At 60.9% G+C, this 17047-nt stretch carries 17 protein-coding genes and 2 pseudogenes; 13 read left to right on the top strand and 6 right to left on the bottom strand.

Features of this window, described 5'->3' with window-relative positions; translation table 11 throughout:
* Nucleotides 1–156 precede the first annotated feature (156 nt).
* From SPBM01_RS21565 to dmeF, 9 genes and pseudogenes are all read left to right on the top strand, one after another.
* On the top strand, nucleotides 157–846 hold the full coding sequence (locus SPBM01_RS21565) for a virB8 family protein (protein WP_188065893.1): 690 nt from the start codon (nucleotides 157–159) through the stop codon (nucleotides 844–846).
* On the top strand, nucleotides 843–1712 hold the full coding sequence (gene virB9 / locus SPBM01_RS21560; protein ID WP_066609292.1) for a P-type conjugative transfer protein VirB9: 870 nt from the start codon (nucleotides 843–845) through the stop codon (nucleotides 1710–1712). The genes SPBM01_RS21565 and virB9 overlap by 4 nt, the downstream gene beginning before the upstream one ends.
* Nucleotides 1709–2998, top strand: a complete 1290-nt coding sequence (virB10, locus tag SPBM01_RS21555) for a type IV secretion system protein VirB10 (protein WP_066609291.1) — start codon at nucleotides 1709–1711, stop codon at nucleotides 2996–2998. The genes virB9 and virB10 overlap by 4 nt, the downstream gene beginning before the upstream one ends.
* Nucleotides 2998–3993, top strand: coding sequence for a P-type DNA transfer ATPase VirB11 (gene virB11, locus SPBM01_RS21550; RefSeq protein WP_066609290.1), 996 nt, complete (start codon nucleotides 2998–3000; stop codon nucleotides 3991–3993). Before virB10 ends, virB11 begins: the two co-directional genes overlap by 1 nt.
* An 11-nt stretch (nucleotides 3994–4004) precedes the next feature.
* Nucleotides 4005–5960 carry a type IV secretory system conjugative DNA transfer family protein gene (locus SPBM01_RS21545; RefSeq protein ID WP_066609289.1) on the top strand — a complete coding sequence of 652 codons (1956 nt, stop codon included), beginning with the start codon at nucleotides 4005–4007 and terminating at the stop codon, nucleotides 5958–5960.
* Nucleotides 5960–6352: a hypothetical protein gene (locus SPBM01_RS21540; RefSeq protein WP_148648495.1), complete on the top strand. Its 393-nt coding sequence runs from the start codon at nucleotides 5960–5962 to the stop codon at nucleotides 6350–6352. Before SPBM01_RS21545 ends, SPBM01_RS21540 begins: the two co-directional genes overlap by 1 nt.
* A 2-nt stretch (nucleotides 6353–6354) precedes the next feature.
* Nucleotides 6355–6708 (top strand): hypothetical protein, encoded by a 354-nt coding sequence (locus tag SPBM01_RS21535; RefSeq protein WP_148648494.1) that lies wholly within the window; start codon nucleotides 6355–6357, stop codon nucleotides 6706–6708.
* A gap of 236 nt (nucleotides 6709–6944) precedes the next feature.
* On the top strand, nucleotides 6945–7217 hold the full coding sequence (locus SPBM01_RS21530) for a metal/formaldehyde-sensitive transcriptional repressor (RefSeq protein ID WP_066609287.1): 273 nt from the start codon (nucleotides 6945–6947) through the stop codon (nucleotides 7215–7217).
* Between the two features lie 8 nt (nucleotides 7218–7225).
* Nucleotides 7226–8157, top strand: a pseudogene (dmeF, locus tag SPBM01_RS21525) (CDF family Co(II)/Ni(II) efflux transporter DmeF).
* Nucleotides 8158–8213: 56 nt separating this feature from the next.
* Here the strand turns inward: dmeF and SPBM01_RS21520 are convergent.
* On the bottom strand, nucleotides 8214–8696 hold the full coding sequence (locus tag SPBM01_RS21520) for a DUF4142 domain-containing protein (protein WP_062734594.1): 483 nt from the start codon (nucleotides 8694–8696) through the stop codon (nucleotides 8214–8216).
* Nucleotides 8697–8770: 74 nt separating this feature from the next.
* A complete protein-coding gene (locus SPBM01_RS21515; protein ID WP_410483070.1) occupies nucleotides 8771–9652 on the bottom strand; it encodes a DUF1259 domain-containing protein in 882 nt (293 codons plus the stop codon).
* Between the two features lie 181 nt (nucleotides 9653–9833).
* On the opposite strand from SPBM01_RS21515, the gene SPBM01_RS21510 reads away from it, so the two are divergent.
* The 3 genes from SPBM01_RS21510 to SPBM01_RS21500 all read left to right on the top strand — a co-directional run bounded on the left by SPBM01_RS21510 (nucleotide 9834) and on the right by SPBM01_RS21500 (nucleotide 12820).
* Nucleotides 9834–10805: a chromate resistance protein ChrB domain-containing protein gene (locus SPBM01_RS21510; RefSeq protein ID WP_234422447.1), complete on the top strand. Its 972-nt coding sequence runs from the start codon at nucleotides 9834–9836 to the stop codon at nucleotides 10803–10805.
* 62 nt (nucleotides 10806–10867) lie between these two features.
* Entirely contained in the window at nucleotides 10868–12034 is a 1167-nt protein-coding gene (gene chrA / locus SPBM01_RS21505; protein ID WP_082679283.1) for a chromate efflux transporter, read from the top strand.
* Between the two features lie 72 nt (nucleotides 12035–12106).
* Nucleotides 12107–12820, top strand: coding sequence for a DUF2490 domain-containing protein (locus SPBM01_RS21500; RefSeq protein ID WP_082679274.1), 714 nt, complete (start codon nucleotides 12107–12109; stop codon nucleotides 12818–12820).
* 413 nt (nucleotides 12821–13233) lie between these two features.
* On the opposite strand, the gene SPBM01_RS21495 is transcribed toward SPBM01_RS21500, so the two are convergent.
* From SPBM01_RS21495 to SPBM01_RS21485, 3 genes and pseudogenes are all read right to left on the bottom strand, one after another.
* On the bottom strand, nucleotides 13234–13731 hold the full coding sequence (locus tag SPBM01_RS21495; protein WP_066609285.1) for a hypothetical protein: 498 nt from the start codon (nucleotides 13729–13731) through the stop codon (nucleotides 13234–13236).
* 794 nt (nucleotides 13732–14525) lie between these two features.
* A pseudogene (locus SPBM01_RS22265) lies at nucleotides 14526–14810 on the bottom strand (relaxase/mobilization nuclease domain-containing protein); the annotation flags it as partial.
* Nucleotides 14811–15199: 389 nt separating this feature from the next.
* A complete protein-coding gene (locus SPBM01_RS21485) occupies nucleotides 15200–15787 on the bottom strand; it encodes a ribbon-helix-helix domain-containing protein (protein ID WP_066609283.1) in 588 nt (195 codons plus the stop codon).
* 471 nt (nucleotides 15788–16258) lie between these two features.
* Between SPBM01_RS21485 and SPBM01_RS21480 the strand changes: the two genes are divergently transcribed.
* Nucleotides 16259–16516: a hypothetical protein gene (locus SPBM01_RS21480; protein ID WP_066609282.1), complete on the top strand. Its 258-nt coding sequence runs from the start codon at nucleotides 16259–16261 to the stop codon at nucleotides 16514–16516.
* Here the strand turns inward: SPBM01_RS21480 and SPBM01_RS21475 are convergent.
* A complete protein-coding gene (locus SPBM01_RS21475; protein WP_148648493.1) occupies nucleotides 16513–16848 on the bottom strand; it encodes a hypothetical protein in 336 nt (111 codons plus the stop codon). The genes SPBM01_RS21480 and SPBM01_RS21475 overlap by 4 nt on opposite strands.
* Nucleotides 16849–17047 lie beyond the last annotated feature (199 nt).

Below are 17047 nucleotides of genomic sequence, written 5' to 3'. Positions count from 1 at the left end.
GTTCCCCAAAGCGGGCGATGCTGGGAAAGCCGATGGCTCTGACGGCGCAGTGGTGCCCGCGCCACCGCCCGCACCTGACCAGCCCGCGCCGGGCCAACCGCTCTCCATGATGCAAGCGCCGACAATCCCTCAACTCGCATATAGGAGCTGCTGACGATGGCCCTGGGCGTCAAGAAAAAGAGCGATCTGGACCAGTATTTCGCGGATGCGAAGGATTGGGATTTTGATCGCGTTCGCGAGGCGAACAAGCAAAAGCGCATTGCTTATATGGTGGGCGCTGGCGGGGTCATCTTCGGCCTCTCCATGTTGGCATGGCACGTTGCGGCACCGCTGCGATCGGTGGAACCCTATGTGATCCGCGTCGATCGCCAGACCGGCGCCATCGACGTGGTGACGCGGCTGACCAATACGCGCAACATCACCGCCGACGAAGCGGTCAACAAATACTTCCTGTCCGATTACGTTCGCAACCGGGAGTCTTGGAACCCCTCATCCTCGCGCGACACAGAGCGTAAGGTGCTGGCGCTGTCGGTGCCGCAAGAGCAGGAGAAGTTTGCAGGCACCCGCCGCGCGACCAACCCCAATGCCCCGGTCAACGTGTACCAGGGCGGCGAACTGGTCGCTGCCGCCGTCCGCAACATCACTTTCATCAACAACCGCGTGGCGCAGGTCCGTTTCGTCAAGTCCGTGGCGAAGCCGGGGAACGTCCCTGACGAACAGGTGCAATGGATTGCCACGATCAACTTCAAGTACGTGGATAAGCCGACAACCGAAGCTGGCAGGCTCGACAACCCGCTGGGCTTCCAAGTGGTCAGCTACCGCGCCGATCCGGAGATTGGCCGATGAACGCGCTTCGCAATGTCCTCATGAGCGGGGCGCTGGTCGCCGCGATCATCACCAACCCCGCCTTTGCTGAGGAAATTCCTCGCTCGGGCCAGCAAGATACCCGCATCCGATATATCAATTACAACATTGATGAAGTCGTGCGGATCAAAGGCGTTTTCCGTGCTGCATCGCAGATTGTTTTCGGGGACGGGGAGACGATTTCGAGTGTCGCGCTAGGCGATACCGTAAGTTGGGAAGTCGCCCCGGCTGATAATATCCTTTTCATCAAGCCTCGCGAGAAAGCGCCACCGACAAATCTGATCGTCGTAACGCGCAAAGCTGGGGTGGTTCGTACCTATACCTTTGCTCTGTCTGCGCGCAGCGGGGACATAGCAACCGGCACCGATGCCCAATTCGTCGTGCGTTTCCGCTATCCTGAACAGGAAGCGGCGGCTCGCCAGAATGCCGATATGCAGCGGTTGCAGATGCAAATGCTCATGGTCGAAGCTGGCGGGGTCAGGGTCGCGCTGGATGCGGCTGCGGTCCAAGGGAAGCGCAACCTTGACTATTCGATTGCGGGTTCATCGGATCTCGCCCCGTCGGAAGTGACCGACAACGGGCAATTCACGATCCTGCGGTTCCCGCGCAACCAACAGCTCCCCGCCATCTTCACGGTCAGCCCTGACGGATCGGAAGCGGTCGTACCCTATGACGTTCGCGGCGAATTTGTCGTGATTCATCAGGTCGCAAAGCAATTCCGGCTGCGTCGTGGCCTGTCGATCGCGTGCATCTGGAACAATGCCTATGACCGATATGGGCCGGACAATTCATCGGGAACGGCATCGCCCGAAGTGCAACGCAAATTGGACGGGAGCAGCCCCCGATGAGTGAGATTGAAAACAGCGCCGATCATGGCGCGCCTCGCCAGCGTCCGACTTACGACGAGACGGACGTGAATGCGGAAGCGCTCAATGAAGCTAACAGCACAACCCCGGAGGTCGATCGCAAGGCGTTCAATCCTCGCGGACGGTTGCAGTCCATGGGCAAGGGCACAGGCGTAGCCGTGGCCTGCGGCGCCGCGTTCGTCGGGTTCATTGTTTTCTCAATGGCCTCACAAAGCGACAAGGGCCAGCCAAAGCGGGATGATAGCACGTTCCAGCTCGGGGATGACGTGTCGGCCGAGAAATCGGCGCGCCAGGCCGCCTCGGTTGTTGTGGGTCAGACCGATCCTAACAAGCTCGCACAGGTGGGGACTGATCCATTCGGCAACCCGATCATGGCTCCCGGCCAGGATTTGTCCGGTGCGGCGGTCCCTGCGGTGCAGGGTGGTCCCCGCGATCCGGTAGCAGAGCGTTTGGAGAAGGCCGAACAGGCGCGTCTCGCCGCGATCGAGCGCGAGCGAGCGCGTCAGGACGCTATGCGCCGTGCGCCGATCATGGCGGTTTCCCCCGCCGCTGGCGTTCCGGGTATTGGCGGCAACCCCAATGCAGGGCCTTTCAGCAATTTGCGCGTTGGAGGATCTGGCGATGACGAGGCCGGAGCCAAAGCCCCGAATGAACTGGCTCAGAAACTGAACGGGATGGACATAGCCAAAGTGTCAGCCGGTCAGCTTGGCAACCGCAATTTCCTCATCACAGCAGGAATGCAGATTCCGTGCGTCCTCCAAACTGCGATGGATTCGACCCAGCCCGGTTTGACGAGCTGCCTGATCCCACAAGATATTTGGTCGGCTAACGGCAGTGTGATCCTGATGGAGAAGGGAACGCGCGTCCTGGGTGAGTATCAGGGTGGGTTCTCGACCGGGCAAAACCGCATTTTCGTCCTGTGGAACCGGGCCATCACGCCTGCGGGTGTGTCGGTCACGCTGGGTTCGCCTGCGGCCGATCAGCTCGGCCGCGCCGGTATGGGCGGCCAGGTGGAAACCTTCTTCTGGAAGCGCTTCGGCGGCGCGCTGCTGCTGTCGATCGTCGGGGACGCCGGCAACGCTCTCGGCAATAGCGTGTCGGGCGTCGAACAGACGATCGCTGCGCCAAATGCTGCGGCGGGCATCGCAGCGCAGGACTCGCAACGCATCCGTCCACGCCTTCGCGCTCCTCAAGGCAAGGAAATGACAATCATGGTCGCGCGGGACGTGGATTTCAGCAGCGTCTACTCTTTGAGGTTGCGCCGATGATGTTCGATCAAGCCATTCTCACTCATCACCTTGAGCCGCTGCGCGCGTTGCTCGATGCCGACGCGGTTACGGAACTCGTCATCAACAAGCCCGGTGAAGTCGGCATCGAGGGGCGCAAGGGCTGGGAGTGGGTGACGGAAGAGCGACTGTCCGTTCAATGGCTTGAAACACTGTCGAACTCGATGGCGAACTACACAAAGCAAAAGGTCGGGCCGCAAACGCCGATATGCTCCACCAGTTTGCCGACTGGCGAGCGCGTCCAGATTGTCGCACCCCCTGCCTGCGACCTCGGCAATTATTCGATCACGATCCGCAAGCCCTCGGTCAAGACGTTCGGCTTGGGTGAGCTTCATGCCGGGGGCCTGTTCGAGCATACGAAGATAGCTCGGGGCAGGTCCACGGCGGCCGACGCTGAACTGGTGGCGCTCAAGGAAAAGCAGGAATGGGCAGGGTTCCTCGAACTTGCCGTCAAAACCCGCAAGAATATCCTGATCTCCGGCGCAACCGGGTCCGGTAAGACTACGCTTTCCAAGGCGCTGATCCAGCTTATCCCGTCCGAAGAGCGATTGCTGACTATCGAGGATACGCGCGAATTGATCGTGCCGCACCGCAATGCGGTGCACATGATCTATTCCAAGGATGGGCAAGGCCAAGCCCAGGTCGGCGCAAAGCACCTCCTAGAAGCGAGCCTGCGAATGCGGCCAGACCGTATCTTGCTGCAAGAGCTGCGCGACGGGACCGCGTTCTTCTATCTGCGAAACGTCAACAGCGGCCATCCCGGTTCGATCACGACCGTTCACGCTGATTCCGCAGCGCTGGCCTTCGAGCAATTGTCGCTGCTGGTGAAGGAATCGGAAGGCGGTCGCGACCTCGAACGCAAAGACATTCTCGATCTGCTGCACCTGCTCGTTGATGTCGTTGTCCAATGCAAAAAGGTCGATGGCCGCTTTCGCGTCACTGAAATCTATTTCGAGCCGGATTTGACCGGCATGTAGGAGGGTGGCTCATGGAGCGACGGAAACTGATCGGTTACGTACTAATCGGCGCCATCACAGTCCTGACCTTGGGCGGCTTGGTAGCGATCATAGGCTTGGGGCAGTTCAGGACCGATCTGAACATTTTCAAAATGCCCGAATATTTCTGGTTCTACCGCCATAATCCCGCCGTCATGGGATGGCTCGCCAAGGGGACGGGCGGTGTAGCCGCCGCTGGCGCGCTGGTCGCCTTCATGGTGTTCCTCAACCATAAGCAATCCCTTCACGGCGCTGCGCGCTGGGCCAACAGGAACGAGGCTCGCGAGGCGGGCTTGATGGACCCCAATGAAGGGTTGCTGCTCGGGCGCAGCCCAAAAACCTTCTTCCAGTCGCTATTCGGGCGGGGTGGCGATTTCATCCAGTTTAGCGGCACTGAGCATGTCTTGCTGGAAGCTCCGACGCGCGCCGGTAAAGGCGTAGGCGTCGTTATTCCCAATCTGCTGACCTGGGCGGACTCTGTTGTCGTCCTCGATGTGAAGCAGGAGAATTGGGAGAAGTCTGCGGGTTGGCGCAAAAGCCTCGGCCATCAGGTTCTCCTTTTTGATCCGCTCGATCCACAAGGCCGCACAGCGCGCTATAATCCCTTCGCGCATATCAAGCGCACCGATCCGGTAGAAGTCATTGACGAGCTGCAAAAGATCGCAGCGATGCTTTGGCCGCCGCCCGCCAACGGCGAAAGCTTCTGGATGGACAGCGCGCGCACCGCGTTTCTCGGCGTGTCGGCCTATATCGCAGCAACACCGGATCTCCCTTTCACGATGGGGGAGATATACCGCAATTTCAGCGCGGGCGATGCGAAGGAGCGGTTTCCCAAGATCATCAAGGAACGCCAGGCCATGGGCGACCCCCTGTCGGAAGCCTGCATTTCGGCCCTGAACGACTGGATTTCCAGCTCGGCCAATACCTTTACCGGCATTCGGCAATCCGTTTCGGCCAAGATCAATCTTTGGATCAACCCATATGTGGACGCCGCAACGTCGGAATCCGATTTTGACCTGAGAGATTTCCGGACGAAGCCGATTTCGCTCTATCTCGGGGTGTCGCCGGACAACATGGAACGCATGGCGGACGTGTATAATCTGCTGTTCCAGCAACTCATTGACCTGAACGTGCGCGAGCTGCCCGATCCGGAGAAGGGCAGGCACCCCCTCAAGCTGCTGCTCCTTTTGGACGAGTTTGCTCGTCTCGGCCGCGCGAGCGTGATCGCCTCGGGCTTCTCCTACGTCGCCGGCTACGGCATTCGCCTTGTGCCGGTCATTCAGGCACGCGGCCAGCTCCGCGACGTGTACGGGCCTGACGTGACCAGCGAAATCGTCCAGAACTGCGGCGTCGAGTTGGTCTTTACGCCAAAGCACGTCGATGTGGCGAAGGAGGTATCCGAACGCCTCGGCAATTACACATATGAGGCAAAATCCCGATCCAAGCGGGTGTGGGATGCGTTTGAGGGGTCTGTATCGACCTCCGATCAGCGCCGGCCCCTGATGCTGCCGCAAGAGCTGCTGCTACTGTCTCAGGAAGAGGTGATTGTCCTGCGCGCCGGTATCCCTCCGCTCAAGGGCGGGAAGATCCGCTATTATAAAGACAAGTGGATGCTGCAAGCGTCGAAGGTCCCGCCGCCACCCGTTCGGCCGCGGCCTCTCGATCCTTCCATAGCGCGCCGTTCGCTCGCCCTGATCGAACGGGCAGAATCCCCCGAAATGACGGACGAGGAAGCATTGCAGGGCGTCGATTACGGGCGCCTGGTCGGCTTCCCAATTGATGAACTTCCCGATGATGGCGATCCGCATAAAGCGACAGCGTTCTTTGTGGCGCTGGGATTGCGGGCCGATCTCACGGGCATGAACTTCGATCAGGTCGGGTCCGCCGATCCTGCCGAAGAAGAGGGCGACAACGACGCACTATCATTTCTGAAAGGAGCTAAGGGATAATGGCCGACGATAGAACCGAAAGGGCTGCATCATCCGGCAAGCCTGCTGATAGGTTGGATGGGTCACGCGATGCCGCGCGAGAGGACCGCGATCGGCGTGTTGCATCCGATTTCAGGCAAATGTCGCAAGCGGAGCGATTGGACGACAAGCGCCTGAATCCTGCCGCCAAACAGGTAGCCGCAATGGATGCGGCCATTGATAAGAAGTACGGCCAGGCCACGCCAGAGGCGGCGAGGATGAAGGTTGCGGCACGGGAAGCCGTTGCTCAAACGATGGAACGCGGCGGGGAAATTCGGACGCCTCGTGTTCGAGAGGTCGAACAGCGCCGGGACGAAACGCGCGACCAGCACCGCACGGCTGCTGATAAGACCTCAAAAGATCTCGAACGATAGTCATGCGACCGACTGACCATGCCGATTCAGGACCGCTCCGTATCATCAGCGCGGAGACGAAAGGGATCGTGCTGAGCAACGGCAATGAGCAATGGTGCGAGCCATGGACGGCGATTGATGAAGTGACGGTTGGCCGGGTTTCCTTCGGCTTCAAACCCGTAGTGGTCGCGTGTGTCGGCATCGACAGTGAAAGGGTTGTTATGGTCCGTGACACCGATCCAAATTGGCGAAAGATGATGGATCAATTGCACACTGCATTGGGATGCGAGCATGTGGAGGGTTGGTGTAACGACCCCGGCATAAGCGCCAAACCACGGCTCATCTATTTACGCCAAGGCTCGTTTGAAGAACCTTAGCGGCCTCTGTGCATTACTCGGACACTGATTCACGGTAGCCCCGAATTGGTCTGTTCGGCAACCATATAGCGGTCGTGATCGAGCTGGTTTGTCGATCCCCGCAGCCGATATTGTGACGCGGGTTCTGACCTTCGCAAAGCCGCGTGCGTGTGAAGGCCGGATGCCGGTGTGTCACAAGCGACCGATTTTGACACCGCATTGCCTAATCTTTCACATATAGGGTAGGGGGGTAAGCTATGTCTCACTTGCATACTGATGACGCCCTTCTGAAACGCGTCCGGCGCATCGCCGGGCAAGTCACCGCGATCGAGCGAGCGCTGATTTCAGAGAAGGATTGCGCTACCACTCTTCACCTGGTTGCGGCGACGCGAGGCGCGATGAACGGCCTCATGGACGCGATTATTGAATCGCACGTTCGCGAGCATGTCGCCCGGCCTGATCTATCCGACGACGATCGCGCCGCTGGGGCGGAGCAGCTCATCGCCGCGATCCGCCGCTACTCCAAATAGGGACATCTATGGCAACGCTCCCCGCGATCAAGGGCCACACTCACGATCACGTTTTCCTCGGCTCCTCGCATGACGAAAACGCCCGGCGCACGCTCTGGGTGGTTGCACTCACAGCCGGAATGATGGTGGTCGAGATTGTCGCCGGATACCTGACCGGCTCGATGGCGCTACTCGCGGACGGGTTTCATATGGCGACACACGCGGGTGCGCTCGGCGTCACGGCTGCTGCCTACGCCTATGCCAAACGGCACGCCCATAATCTCGCCTATAGCTTCGGCACGGGCAAAGTCGGCGATCTGGCCGGGTTCGCCTCGGCGATGGTGCTCGGGCTGATCGCGCTCGGGATCGCGGTGGAATCCGTCCTGCCCTGTTTCAGCCGATTACGGTCGCCTTCGGCGAAGCAACGATCATCGCCGTCGTCGGCCTGGGCGTGAACATAGCCAGCGCCTTCCTGCTCTCGGGTGGGCATCACCACGGGCACGATCATCATCATGGACACGATCACGGCCATGCTCACGGCACGCATGGTGGCGATAACAACATGCGCTCGGCCTATGTCCACGTCCTCGCCGACGCACTCACCTCCGTCCTTGCCATCGCGGCGCTATTGGCCGGGCGCTATCTTGGCTGGATATGGATGGACCCAGTGATGGGCATCGTCGGCGCGGTTGTGATCGCGCGATGGTCGTGGACACTGATGCGCGACACAGCCTCGGTGCTACTCGACGCGACCGACAATCACGTTGCCGATGAAGTGCGCGAGCTGGTCGAGGCACCGGGGGATGCCCGGATTGCAGACCTTCACGTCTGGCGGGTCGGCCCGGAAGCGCACGCCGCGATCGTCAGTGTCGTATGCGGGCAAGACATAGACGGCGACGCGATCCGCGCCCGCCTGATGCCAGTCCACGAAATAGTGCATCTCACGGTCGAGTGCCGATAGGCAGCGTGCTTCACCAACACCATAACCGACAAATCATGACGCCATCATCGATTACCTCAGGCTTCCGGTAGATCGCGTGCTGCACCGAGGTGCTTCTGGATCACGGGCATGGCCGCTTGAGCCTTTGCCCGTTCAGCAAGATCGCTACCCTGCGCCGCGTAGGCGCCATGAACCTTCAGCGCTTCCTCGTGCGCGGCGATTTGCCCGCGTTTGTAGGCCGCGTTGAACTCAACGCTCGGCGTGTTCTGCAACGTGTCCAGCATCTGAGACAAGGGGGCGTCCAGCGCGCTTCCGGTGTCGGAGCGGCCAACGATCTTCTGGTCTGACTTCACTCGGCTATGATGGTGGACCATCTGTTGCGCGAAGGCTCGCGTAGCCTGGCTCTTCGAGCGGGTCAGCGCGAGCTGACTGGAGTCGACCTCGTACTTGCTCAATGCTTCCACGGCGCTCGAATAGCCCGTGGTTTCCAACGGTGCCGGGTTCGTGCTGATCCCGGCCTGAGCGAGGGACGGCGAGAACGGCATCGCAAAGCTCGCCATGGATAGCGCGCATAGAAATACGCCTGATAACGTCCTCATTGATCTGCTCCTGACTTACTACGGCCTTAAAATGTTCAGCCCGCAGGGCGGACGATGTTGGTCTTGTCCAGCGCGGCGCGAAGCCCGCGTGCCAGCTTACGCGCGTCATCGTTTGCCCAGAAGTGCATGAAGAAGAGCCGCGGCTGATCGTCCAGCATATGGTTGTGGAGTGCGGTCACCTCGATCCCATTTGACCGTAGTGCACGAAGCACCGGATCGACTTCGGCGGCGGTCAGCACGAAATCGCCCGTAATGGCCGCCTTTCCTCCGCCGGTCGGCTGAAAGTTGAGCGCCGTTGCCGTGCCCATTGAGGCGGGTGCAGGCATTCCGCTGTCGCTCAGCTTTTCAGCTCGGGGAAAACCGAACTGGTAGACGCCTCCGTTGGGCTTGCCCTTGCCGCCCATGATCCCGTCGATCGCGGCGGTGTCGAAGTCGAGTTTGGAATCCGCGGCCTTGGCAGGCGCGGTCATCGGTGTCCGACTCTCGGCAAGCGCGGACCGCAGGTTCTTGGCCATCTCTCCCGGATCGCCGTGCCCGCCGACATGCAGGTACATCGTCGCCGGTGAGGAACGGAGCAAATGGTTATGGAGCGCCGTCACCGTGAAGCCACTCGTGAGCAGCTTGCTCATGACAGGGTTCACCTCGTCGTGCGTCAACACGAGATCGCCCATGACCATGGCCTCTTCGCCCATCGGCATGAAGGCGAGCCAGGAGCCGAGCGCCAGCGCGGGCTTGATCGCCACGCCGTCGAGCTGGACGTTCAGATCGGAGCGAGGAAACGCATAACGGCGGACCCCGTCCGGCTGCGTCGTGCCGCCCCGGCCAAGATTTTCGTCCACTGTTGCCCACCTGTTGCTGTTCGCCTGAGCTGGGGCCGTTTGCGGAGCGGTCTGGGCGACTGCCGGTCCAGCGAGCAGGGCGGCAAGCGGTAGCAACAAGTGACGCAATGCTTTTCTCCTTGGATTCGACTGGCGGGCCGCATTCGCGAATGCTCGCGACCCTATGATGTGCACCACGAATTTTCCGGACAACATTTAGCTTGTGATGTGAAATGATACAAGTGTACGTTAGATTTATTATTGTGATACAGAATGCCGCATGACTGACGATCCACTTATCAAGCCACATGACTGGCTGCTGCTGATCCCGCAGCTACCGGCCAAGCCGGCCTATCTGCGCGTGCGGGTGTGGCGGCGCTTGCAGGCGATCGGTTCTGCTCCGCTGAAGAACGCAGTCCACGCGCTACCCCTGCGTCCCGACACGCGCGCGCTGTTCGAGGAGTTGCGAGCGGAAATCACAAACGGAGGCGGCGAGGCACTGATCCTGGAGGCCCGGCTTGTCGAAGGCATGACCGGTGCGGAACTTCGCGCCATGTTCGACGCGGCCCGCGACGCCGATTATGACGATCTGGCGCGTGAGTTACGCTCGTTGACCGAAGGCGGCGAGGTGGCCCTGGCGGATACCCGGCGGCTTAGAAAGCGTCTGGACGAGATCGCCGCGATCGACTTTTTCGGCGCGCACGGGCGACAGGCTGTCCTGGCCGCCCTCGCCGACGCAGACCGCCGCGTCCATGAACATCCGGACGTAAGCGGGACGGGCGCGCTGGAGCTGACGCCCGCGGAGCTGAAGGGCCGCACCTGGGTCACGCGCCGGCATGTCCATGTCGACCGCATCGCGTCGGCCTGGCTGATCCGCCGGTTCATCGATCCGCAAGCCAGCTTCAAGTTCGTGGACGGCAAAGGCTACGTGCCCGAGCCGGAAGAACTGCGTTTCGACATGGCAGACGCGGAGTTCACGCACGAGGGCGACCGCTGCTCCTTCGAAACACTGGTATATCGAACCGGTCTCGATGCCGACCGGGCGCTGATCGCGCTAGCCGAGATTATCCATGACCTCGACATTGCGGATGGCAAGTTCGGCCGACCGGAAGCGGCCGGAATCGCCGCGTTGGTCAACGGCATTTGCGCGGGAACGGATGATGACGTGGAGCGGATTGCCCAAGGCTCGGGCGCGCTCGATGGTTTCCACGCGCATTTCACCAAACAACGTGGCGGACAGGGGGCTGGATGATGGCACATATCGGTGATTTCGCCCCCACAAGCTCGGTCATCGGAGAAGCTCGGCCACCTGAGCTGAGCTACCCCGCGCTGTTCCTGCGCTTCCTCCGTTTCGGCATGATGGCGTTCGGTGGTCCGGTGGCGCAGATCGCCATGATCAGGCGCGAGCTGGTCGATGAGGAACGCTGGATTCCAAGCGACCGGTTCAACAAGCTCCTGGCCGTGATGCAGGTGCTGCCCGGACCGGAGGCGCATGAGCTGTGCGTCCATCTCGGCATCCGTGCCAAGGGCCGTCTGGGAGGTGTCCTCGCCGGGCTAGGCTTCATGCTGCCGGGACTTGTCCTTATGCTCGCGCTCGCCTGGGCCTATACACGGTTACCGATCCAGGGGACCGTGTTCGGCGCCATCTTCCTTGGCGTCCAAGCGGCGGTCATTGCGGTTATCGTGCGCGCCATCCACCGCATCGGCGAGCACATCCTGCTCGGGCCGTGGCTATGGGCGACCGCCATCGCAGCCGCAGTCGCGTCGCTCGCCGGGGTCAGCTTCTGGATTGTGCTTCTCGCCGCCGGTGCAGTCTATGCGCTCGGTTCGACCGGCCGTTACGCACTCGCCGCGGTCGTGGTGGCGCTCGCGATCGGCGCGGCGACCCTGACCTGGACGGGTGGCACGGCCCTGGCGGGGACGACGACCGGCGTGCGGGAATCCGCTCCTACGATGGCCGCGCTTTTCTGGGCGGGGTTGAAGGGCGGCCTGCTGACGTTCGGTGGAGCGTACACAGCAATCCCGTTCATCCGGCACGACACGGTGGGCCAAGGCTGGATGACCGATGGACAATTCCTAGATGGCCTCGGCCTGTCGGGCATTCTGCCTGCGCCGCTAGTGATCTTTGCGACCTTTGTAGGCTGGATCAGCGGCGGGCTGGCCGGTGCGCTGGCAATGACGGCCGGCATGTTCCTGCCCGCATTCGCCTTTTCGCTCCTGTTCTACGATCGCCTGGAAGCCGTCGTCGAGCACAAACGCCTCCAGCTATTCCTGGCCGGGGTGGCGGCAGGTGTCGTCGGTCTGATCGTGGTGACGGTGATCGATCTTGCCCAGACCACGGCCACGCGAACACCAAACCCGATCGCGAGCTTGCTCATCTTTGGCGTCGCGCTTGCCGTCATGTACCGCTGGAAAAGCAAGCTCGCCACGCCTGTCGTTCTGGCTATCGGGGCCGCGGTCGGAGCGTTCACCCTGACCTGATGGGATAGCGACGCCCCCTGATCTCAAGTCTGAAGCAACGTCTAAACGCATGTCCGGGTTGGAGCAGTGCATATGAAGGGTAGCAGTAAAATGGGTATGCCGAACGTCCGATATATCCCGCTTCTTCTCGCCTGTTTGGCGAGCGCGGTCATCGGTTCTCCCGCCCACGCGCAGGACGACATCCAGGCATGGGGATCAGTGATCGCCACAGGACCGGTTCGCGGCGACCTCTTTCTATGGCTCGAAGCTCAGGGGCGCGCGACCGATGACGTCGGGGGAGGCAGCCAGTTCATTGCACGGACCGCGATCGGCGCGAGGATAGCACCCGACGCTCATGCAATCGCGGGTTACGCCTATATCCGTACCGACCCGGAAGGCGGCCGGATCACGAACGAACACAGGCTTTGGCAGCAGGTGCAATTCGCCGTCGTGCGGAATGGTAACGGGACCCCCCTTCTCATCAGTCGCACGCGGCTCGAACAGCGCATGCTGGAGGGTCGAGATGATACCGGGTGGCGGTTGCGACAGTTTGTCCGGGTGCAGGTGCCGATCGCGCGCCAGGGAACAGTGCAGGCAGTCGCCTTCACCGAAGGATTTTTTAACCTGAACTCGACGAGCTGGGGTGCCCGTGACGGCGTGGACCAGTGGCGTACTTTCGTCGGAGTCGGCGTACCTGTCGCGCCCCGAATGCGATTAGAACCGGGCTACCTGAACCAGCACGTCTTTCGGCGCGGAGAAGATCGCACCAACCACGTGCTGAGCGCGACCCTTTTCGTGGCGCTTTAGCCAAGCAAGCCCGGACGCAGACGAATTGCGGTTCGGGCTGCGGCTCTTATGGGCAATCTCGCCAAGTGTCACAACCGAACGGTTATGACACCGCAACAACGAAGGCTTCTGCATCTTTCGGCTCGAAAGCAGAACCACCATTCATCGCTGTCCGCGAGCGCTTACGCCGATTTGACTTCGATGCTTTGCCGGTGTTCGGCCACGATGCGCGAAACGGTGGGTTCACTGACACCGTAAGGGCAGGCCGGGGTGAAATTACGTTTCCTCAAAGAGCAAAAGGATGATTATGGCGGGCATCAATCTCGCCAGCGATTACGTCTGGTCCGATCGCCTCGATCTCGATGCCAACGGCCTCATGCCACTGCTTATCAAGCCGCTACCGTGAATCTGTGTCCGAGTAATGCACAGGGGCCTTAACCCTGATCTCCGCGATCTGTCTCACGAGGGGGCGTGCCGGCTACGGCGCGCCCCTTTTCTATGGCCTCAAGATCGCCATGCTTCTCGCGCGCTACGCGCTCGATCTGCCTGTTGCGGACGCGCTCGATCATGGACAGGTGCGTTTGCCGCTCAAGGTCGCGGAAGCCTGCTGCAAGGCGAACTGGGTCGATCTGATCCAATCGCGCCAGGTGCTCATCCATTGCCGCCTTACCCATGATCGGGGGGCCATCAAGCGGGTAGTTGTCGAGGAAACGCGCGAAGGCGCGATCCTCAAGAACATCGACGGGAAGCGGCTCTTCGGTCCCCGTGGCAAGGTAGGTCAATCCCACTGCAACGCCGATAGCGGCCAAGCTCGACGCCTGCTCATCCAGCTTCGCGGATAGCGCCTGTTGGTTCTCCATGACCGCCTGCACACCTTCGGCCAGCGTCCCGATCTGCTCAAGCAAAGCGCCCAATAATTCGTCGCCATTCACCGGCCCGGCCCTTCCCTATCGGGATCGCGAGTGCGGTCCTGGCTGCGATCTCGATCCTTATCCTGCGCGCGATCCTTGATGGTTTTATCCATCTTGCGCTGCATAGCCTGTAGCCGCTCACGGGCGCTAGCAAGCGCACGGTCGGGTGAGGCGTTGGGAGGTACGCTGTCGTTCTTCAGCTCGGCCGACTTGGCACGAATACGGTCGAATACGGTCGGCTCCCCCTCCCCTGCCCCGGCTTTGTTGTCGCTCCCTTTCAGCTCGGCAGAAACAGATTTGATCCTCCCGGTTGCCCGCTCAATCCTGTCCAGGGCGGCGGTTCGCTGTTCAGCATCACACTGCTGGACGCGAGCCTTAAGCCGCTCAAGCTCGCGATCGGGCGCGAAGTCCTTAGGCAGCGCATTGCCGGTACGCAGGCGCTCGATGATCTCCGCGCGGGCGTTGGCGGGCGCCGGCATAGCCTCCACAAATGCGCGAAGCGCCTTTGCTCGATCTGTCTCGGCAGAACCGCCATGAGCCTCCAATTCTGCCGCCGCACGCACATAGATTTCGCGTACCGAAACATGGTTCGCGACGGTCTTGCTCCGCTCCCTCTCGCGCTCACCAAGGCGCCGCGCGGCATCGGGCGCCTGTCCACCGATGACGGCCAATCTCCCCTTATCCGCGACTGGCTCCGCGCCACGTTCACGCATCTTTAGAACGGGCGTGGGGTCTTGCTTGGGAGGGTAGCCGCGAGCCATCCTCTTGGTGGCGTCGGCTTCAACACCACGATCCCGAAGGTTCTCCGCAAAGCGTTCACGGCACTGTTGCAGGAACTCGCGGTTAGGGTTGAACCGGCGTCCGTCATTATCACGGCCAGCTATGATAAGGTGGACATGAGGATGCGCCTCGTCCGTATGGAGGGCCATCACCCAGCGACGATTTGAAAGGTCGGTTTCCGCAAAATCGCGCACCGCCTCACGGACCTTTTCGGGGTCAGTGCCGGGAGGCATAGAGAACACCATGGCGATAGCTGTCGCACCATTGCGGCGCGCTTCGTCCGCCGTTTCCCACTGTTGCCATTCACGCGCCAGGACCATCATATCCTGTGCGCTCATCAGCTCCTTGCCCTCGCTGGTTTCGATCCCGATAGGCTCCTGATCGGACATGCCGATGCGACCGGCGTAGGTAAACGCGCCAACGGTACTGGCTGCGCCATGGATGCGGCTAGTGATCTTCACGACGACTTGAGGCGCGCGCTTGGCAGTTCGACCAAGCTGTTCAATGGCCCGTGCGCTTCGATCTCCACGGCTGCGCGAAGCGGCACGGGCGGCACTAGAAGCGAGTTGCCCCGGCGCGCGCATCAGACTGCCTAAGTCGCGAGAGAGAGCACGGTTTCCCCGATGGTCAACCTGGCCACGCCCAGCCCCACGCGCACCCTGCACCCGCTCCAAATCCTCAAGGGTCTGATCGGAAAACTCAAAGCCGTTCACGGCTGAACCTCATCGGCGATAGGGGACGTGGTGCCCCTCCCAGTCCAGTAATCAACCTCCCCTGACACGATAGCAGTAAGGGTGGCATTCGCCTCTTTAATGGTTGCCGAAAGTCGCCCCTCCATCGCGATGACATGCGGCGCAACCTGCTCGATCAAGAGCGGACTTTCTGGACGGTTGGCAGCGTTCATCGCCTTCACGGCCTGATTGAGCGAATAGCCTATAGCGCGCACCTGGCCGACGATCTTCATGATCGAACGATAGCTGCTAGGCGCGAGGCGCAGCTCGCCGGCCTTCGTCCAGAGTTGCCAACGCAATGTACGTTTGACCCATTGCGAACGGGTCATGCCCGCTTTGGCTGCGACCATATCAATGGCCGCCAACTCGTCAGCGGGCAAACGAAGCGATAGCATTTTAGAGGCGCCTGCAACTGTTGGTACGTCTCGCACCTCGTCGGGACGAGCAGGCAAGGCATCGCGGATAGCACGGTTGATCCACTTGCTGCGGGTCATGCCTGCCGCTCTCGCCAGCATGTCGATGGCTTCCGCAATTTCGTCTTCAACTCGCAACGTCAGATGCGCCATTCTTAAGCCCCGTGCAGCGGACACCATAGAGTGCATTGTGTTACAATGCTGTCGATCGTGCTATCCTGCGAACTACAATCTCTATCCTTCCCTTACCACTCGCATGCCCCTCCCTCAAGCAAAACCAAAAAGACGTGGACGGGGGGGGGATGCACTTTTTGGCAACCGCTATTCGACCAAAGCCCATCGGCGCGCCTGGCTGGATCGTCGCAGAGAGAAAAGGAGCGGCTTTGCCGCGCGTTTCTGGAATTAGGATTTCAAGATTCAACGCATCGCACACGGTCTGGACATTCTTCGCGACAAGAATAGAACAGTCCTGAAATGTCGGTTAGAGAAGGCGGACTAGGTGCAAACTCGGCCTCGCATGTGCCGCCGTGATAGGCTGATAGTCTGGTGATGATGGCTGATCCCATCGACACAATCCCAGCTCAAACCACCCAATAGCTCGACCACAACGAAGGAATCTATCTCATGGCAAAGTCCCCTGCCCTTGAAAGCATCAAGCAAGAGCGCGTCAAACTTGAGGCTGCGCTGGCGGCCATTGTTCAGCGCGAAAAGGAGGCTGAGGACGCATTGCGCGATGCGGGCCGCCCTGTGCTTCTGGCGGCACTAGAACGTGTCAAAATTCCTGAACTGGATCGCTCGGACGCACGCGCCATTGCCGCCGCCATTGCGAAGCATGGTGCGGCGAAAGTGGCTGCGGCGTTGGTCGGATTGTCTGGAGACTAAAAGCGGCTTTCCCGGTCGCGGCGATGATACTCGCTGGCGAGGCGCGCTTGCTCGGCGGCATAGTCATAGTCCCCGGATCGGGCTTCGTGGTCCAGCTCGCCGCGACCTCCAAAGATGCTTCCGATGATGGCTAGGCCGCCATAAAGCACAATGCCCATGATAGCCGCTAGGACGGGCTGTGCCTCTCCCGCGTTCCAAGTTCCGAACAGGCAGAGGATTGCGAAAGCGATCGACATAGGGCCACGGAAGCGAACAGCGAGGATCAGCATCACAAGGCCGGTAACGACGATGAGGCCGGTAGGAATGTCAGCAATGATGGTCGATGCGGTCATGTTCTTCTCCGTCAGCCTGCGCCCTCACCACAGACGGGCGCTGCGATGACGGGGAAGGATCAGCGAGCCGAATGACACTGGCACGCGCCCCGGTCATGATCCTTCTGGTTGGTTTCTGCAACGGCTCTGCGTCACAGTCGCCTTGCTATAGGTTCACCGGAGCCGCGTAGCGGCCAGCACATCGCGCTGGCCGCCCTCG

The organism is Sphingobium sp. KCTC 72723, from assembly GCF_014280435.1.
Classification (GTDB): Bacteria; Pseudomonadota; Alphaproteobacteria; order Sphingomonadales; family Sphingomonadaceae; genus Sphingobium.
The sequence above is the reverse complement of the archived record's forward strand: the minus strand, read 5'-3'. Positions and strand labels throughout refer to the sequence as shown.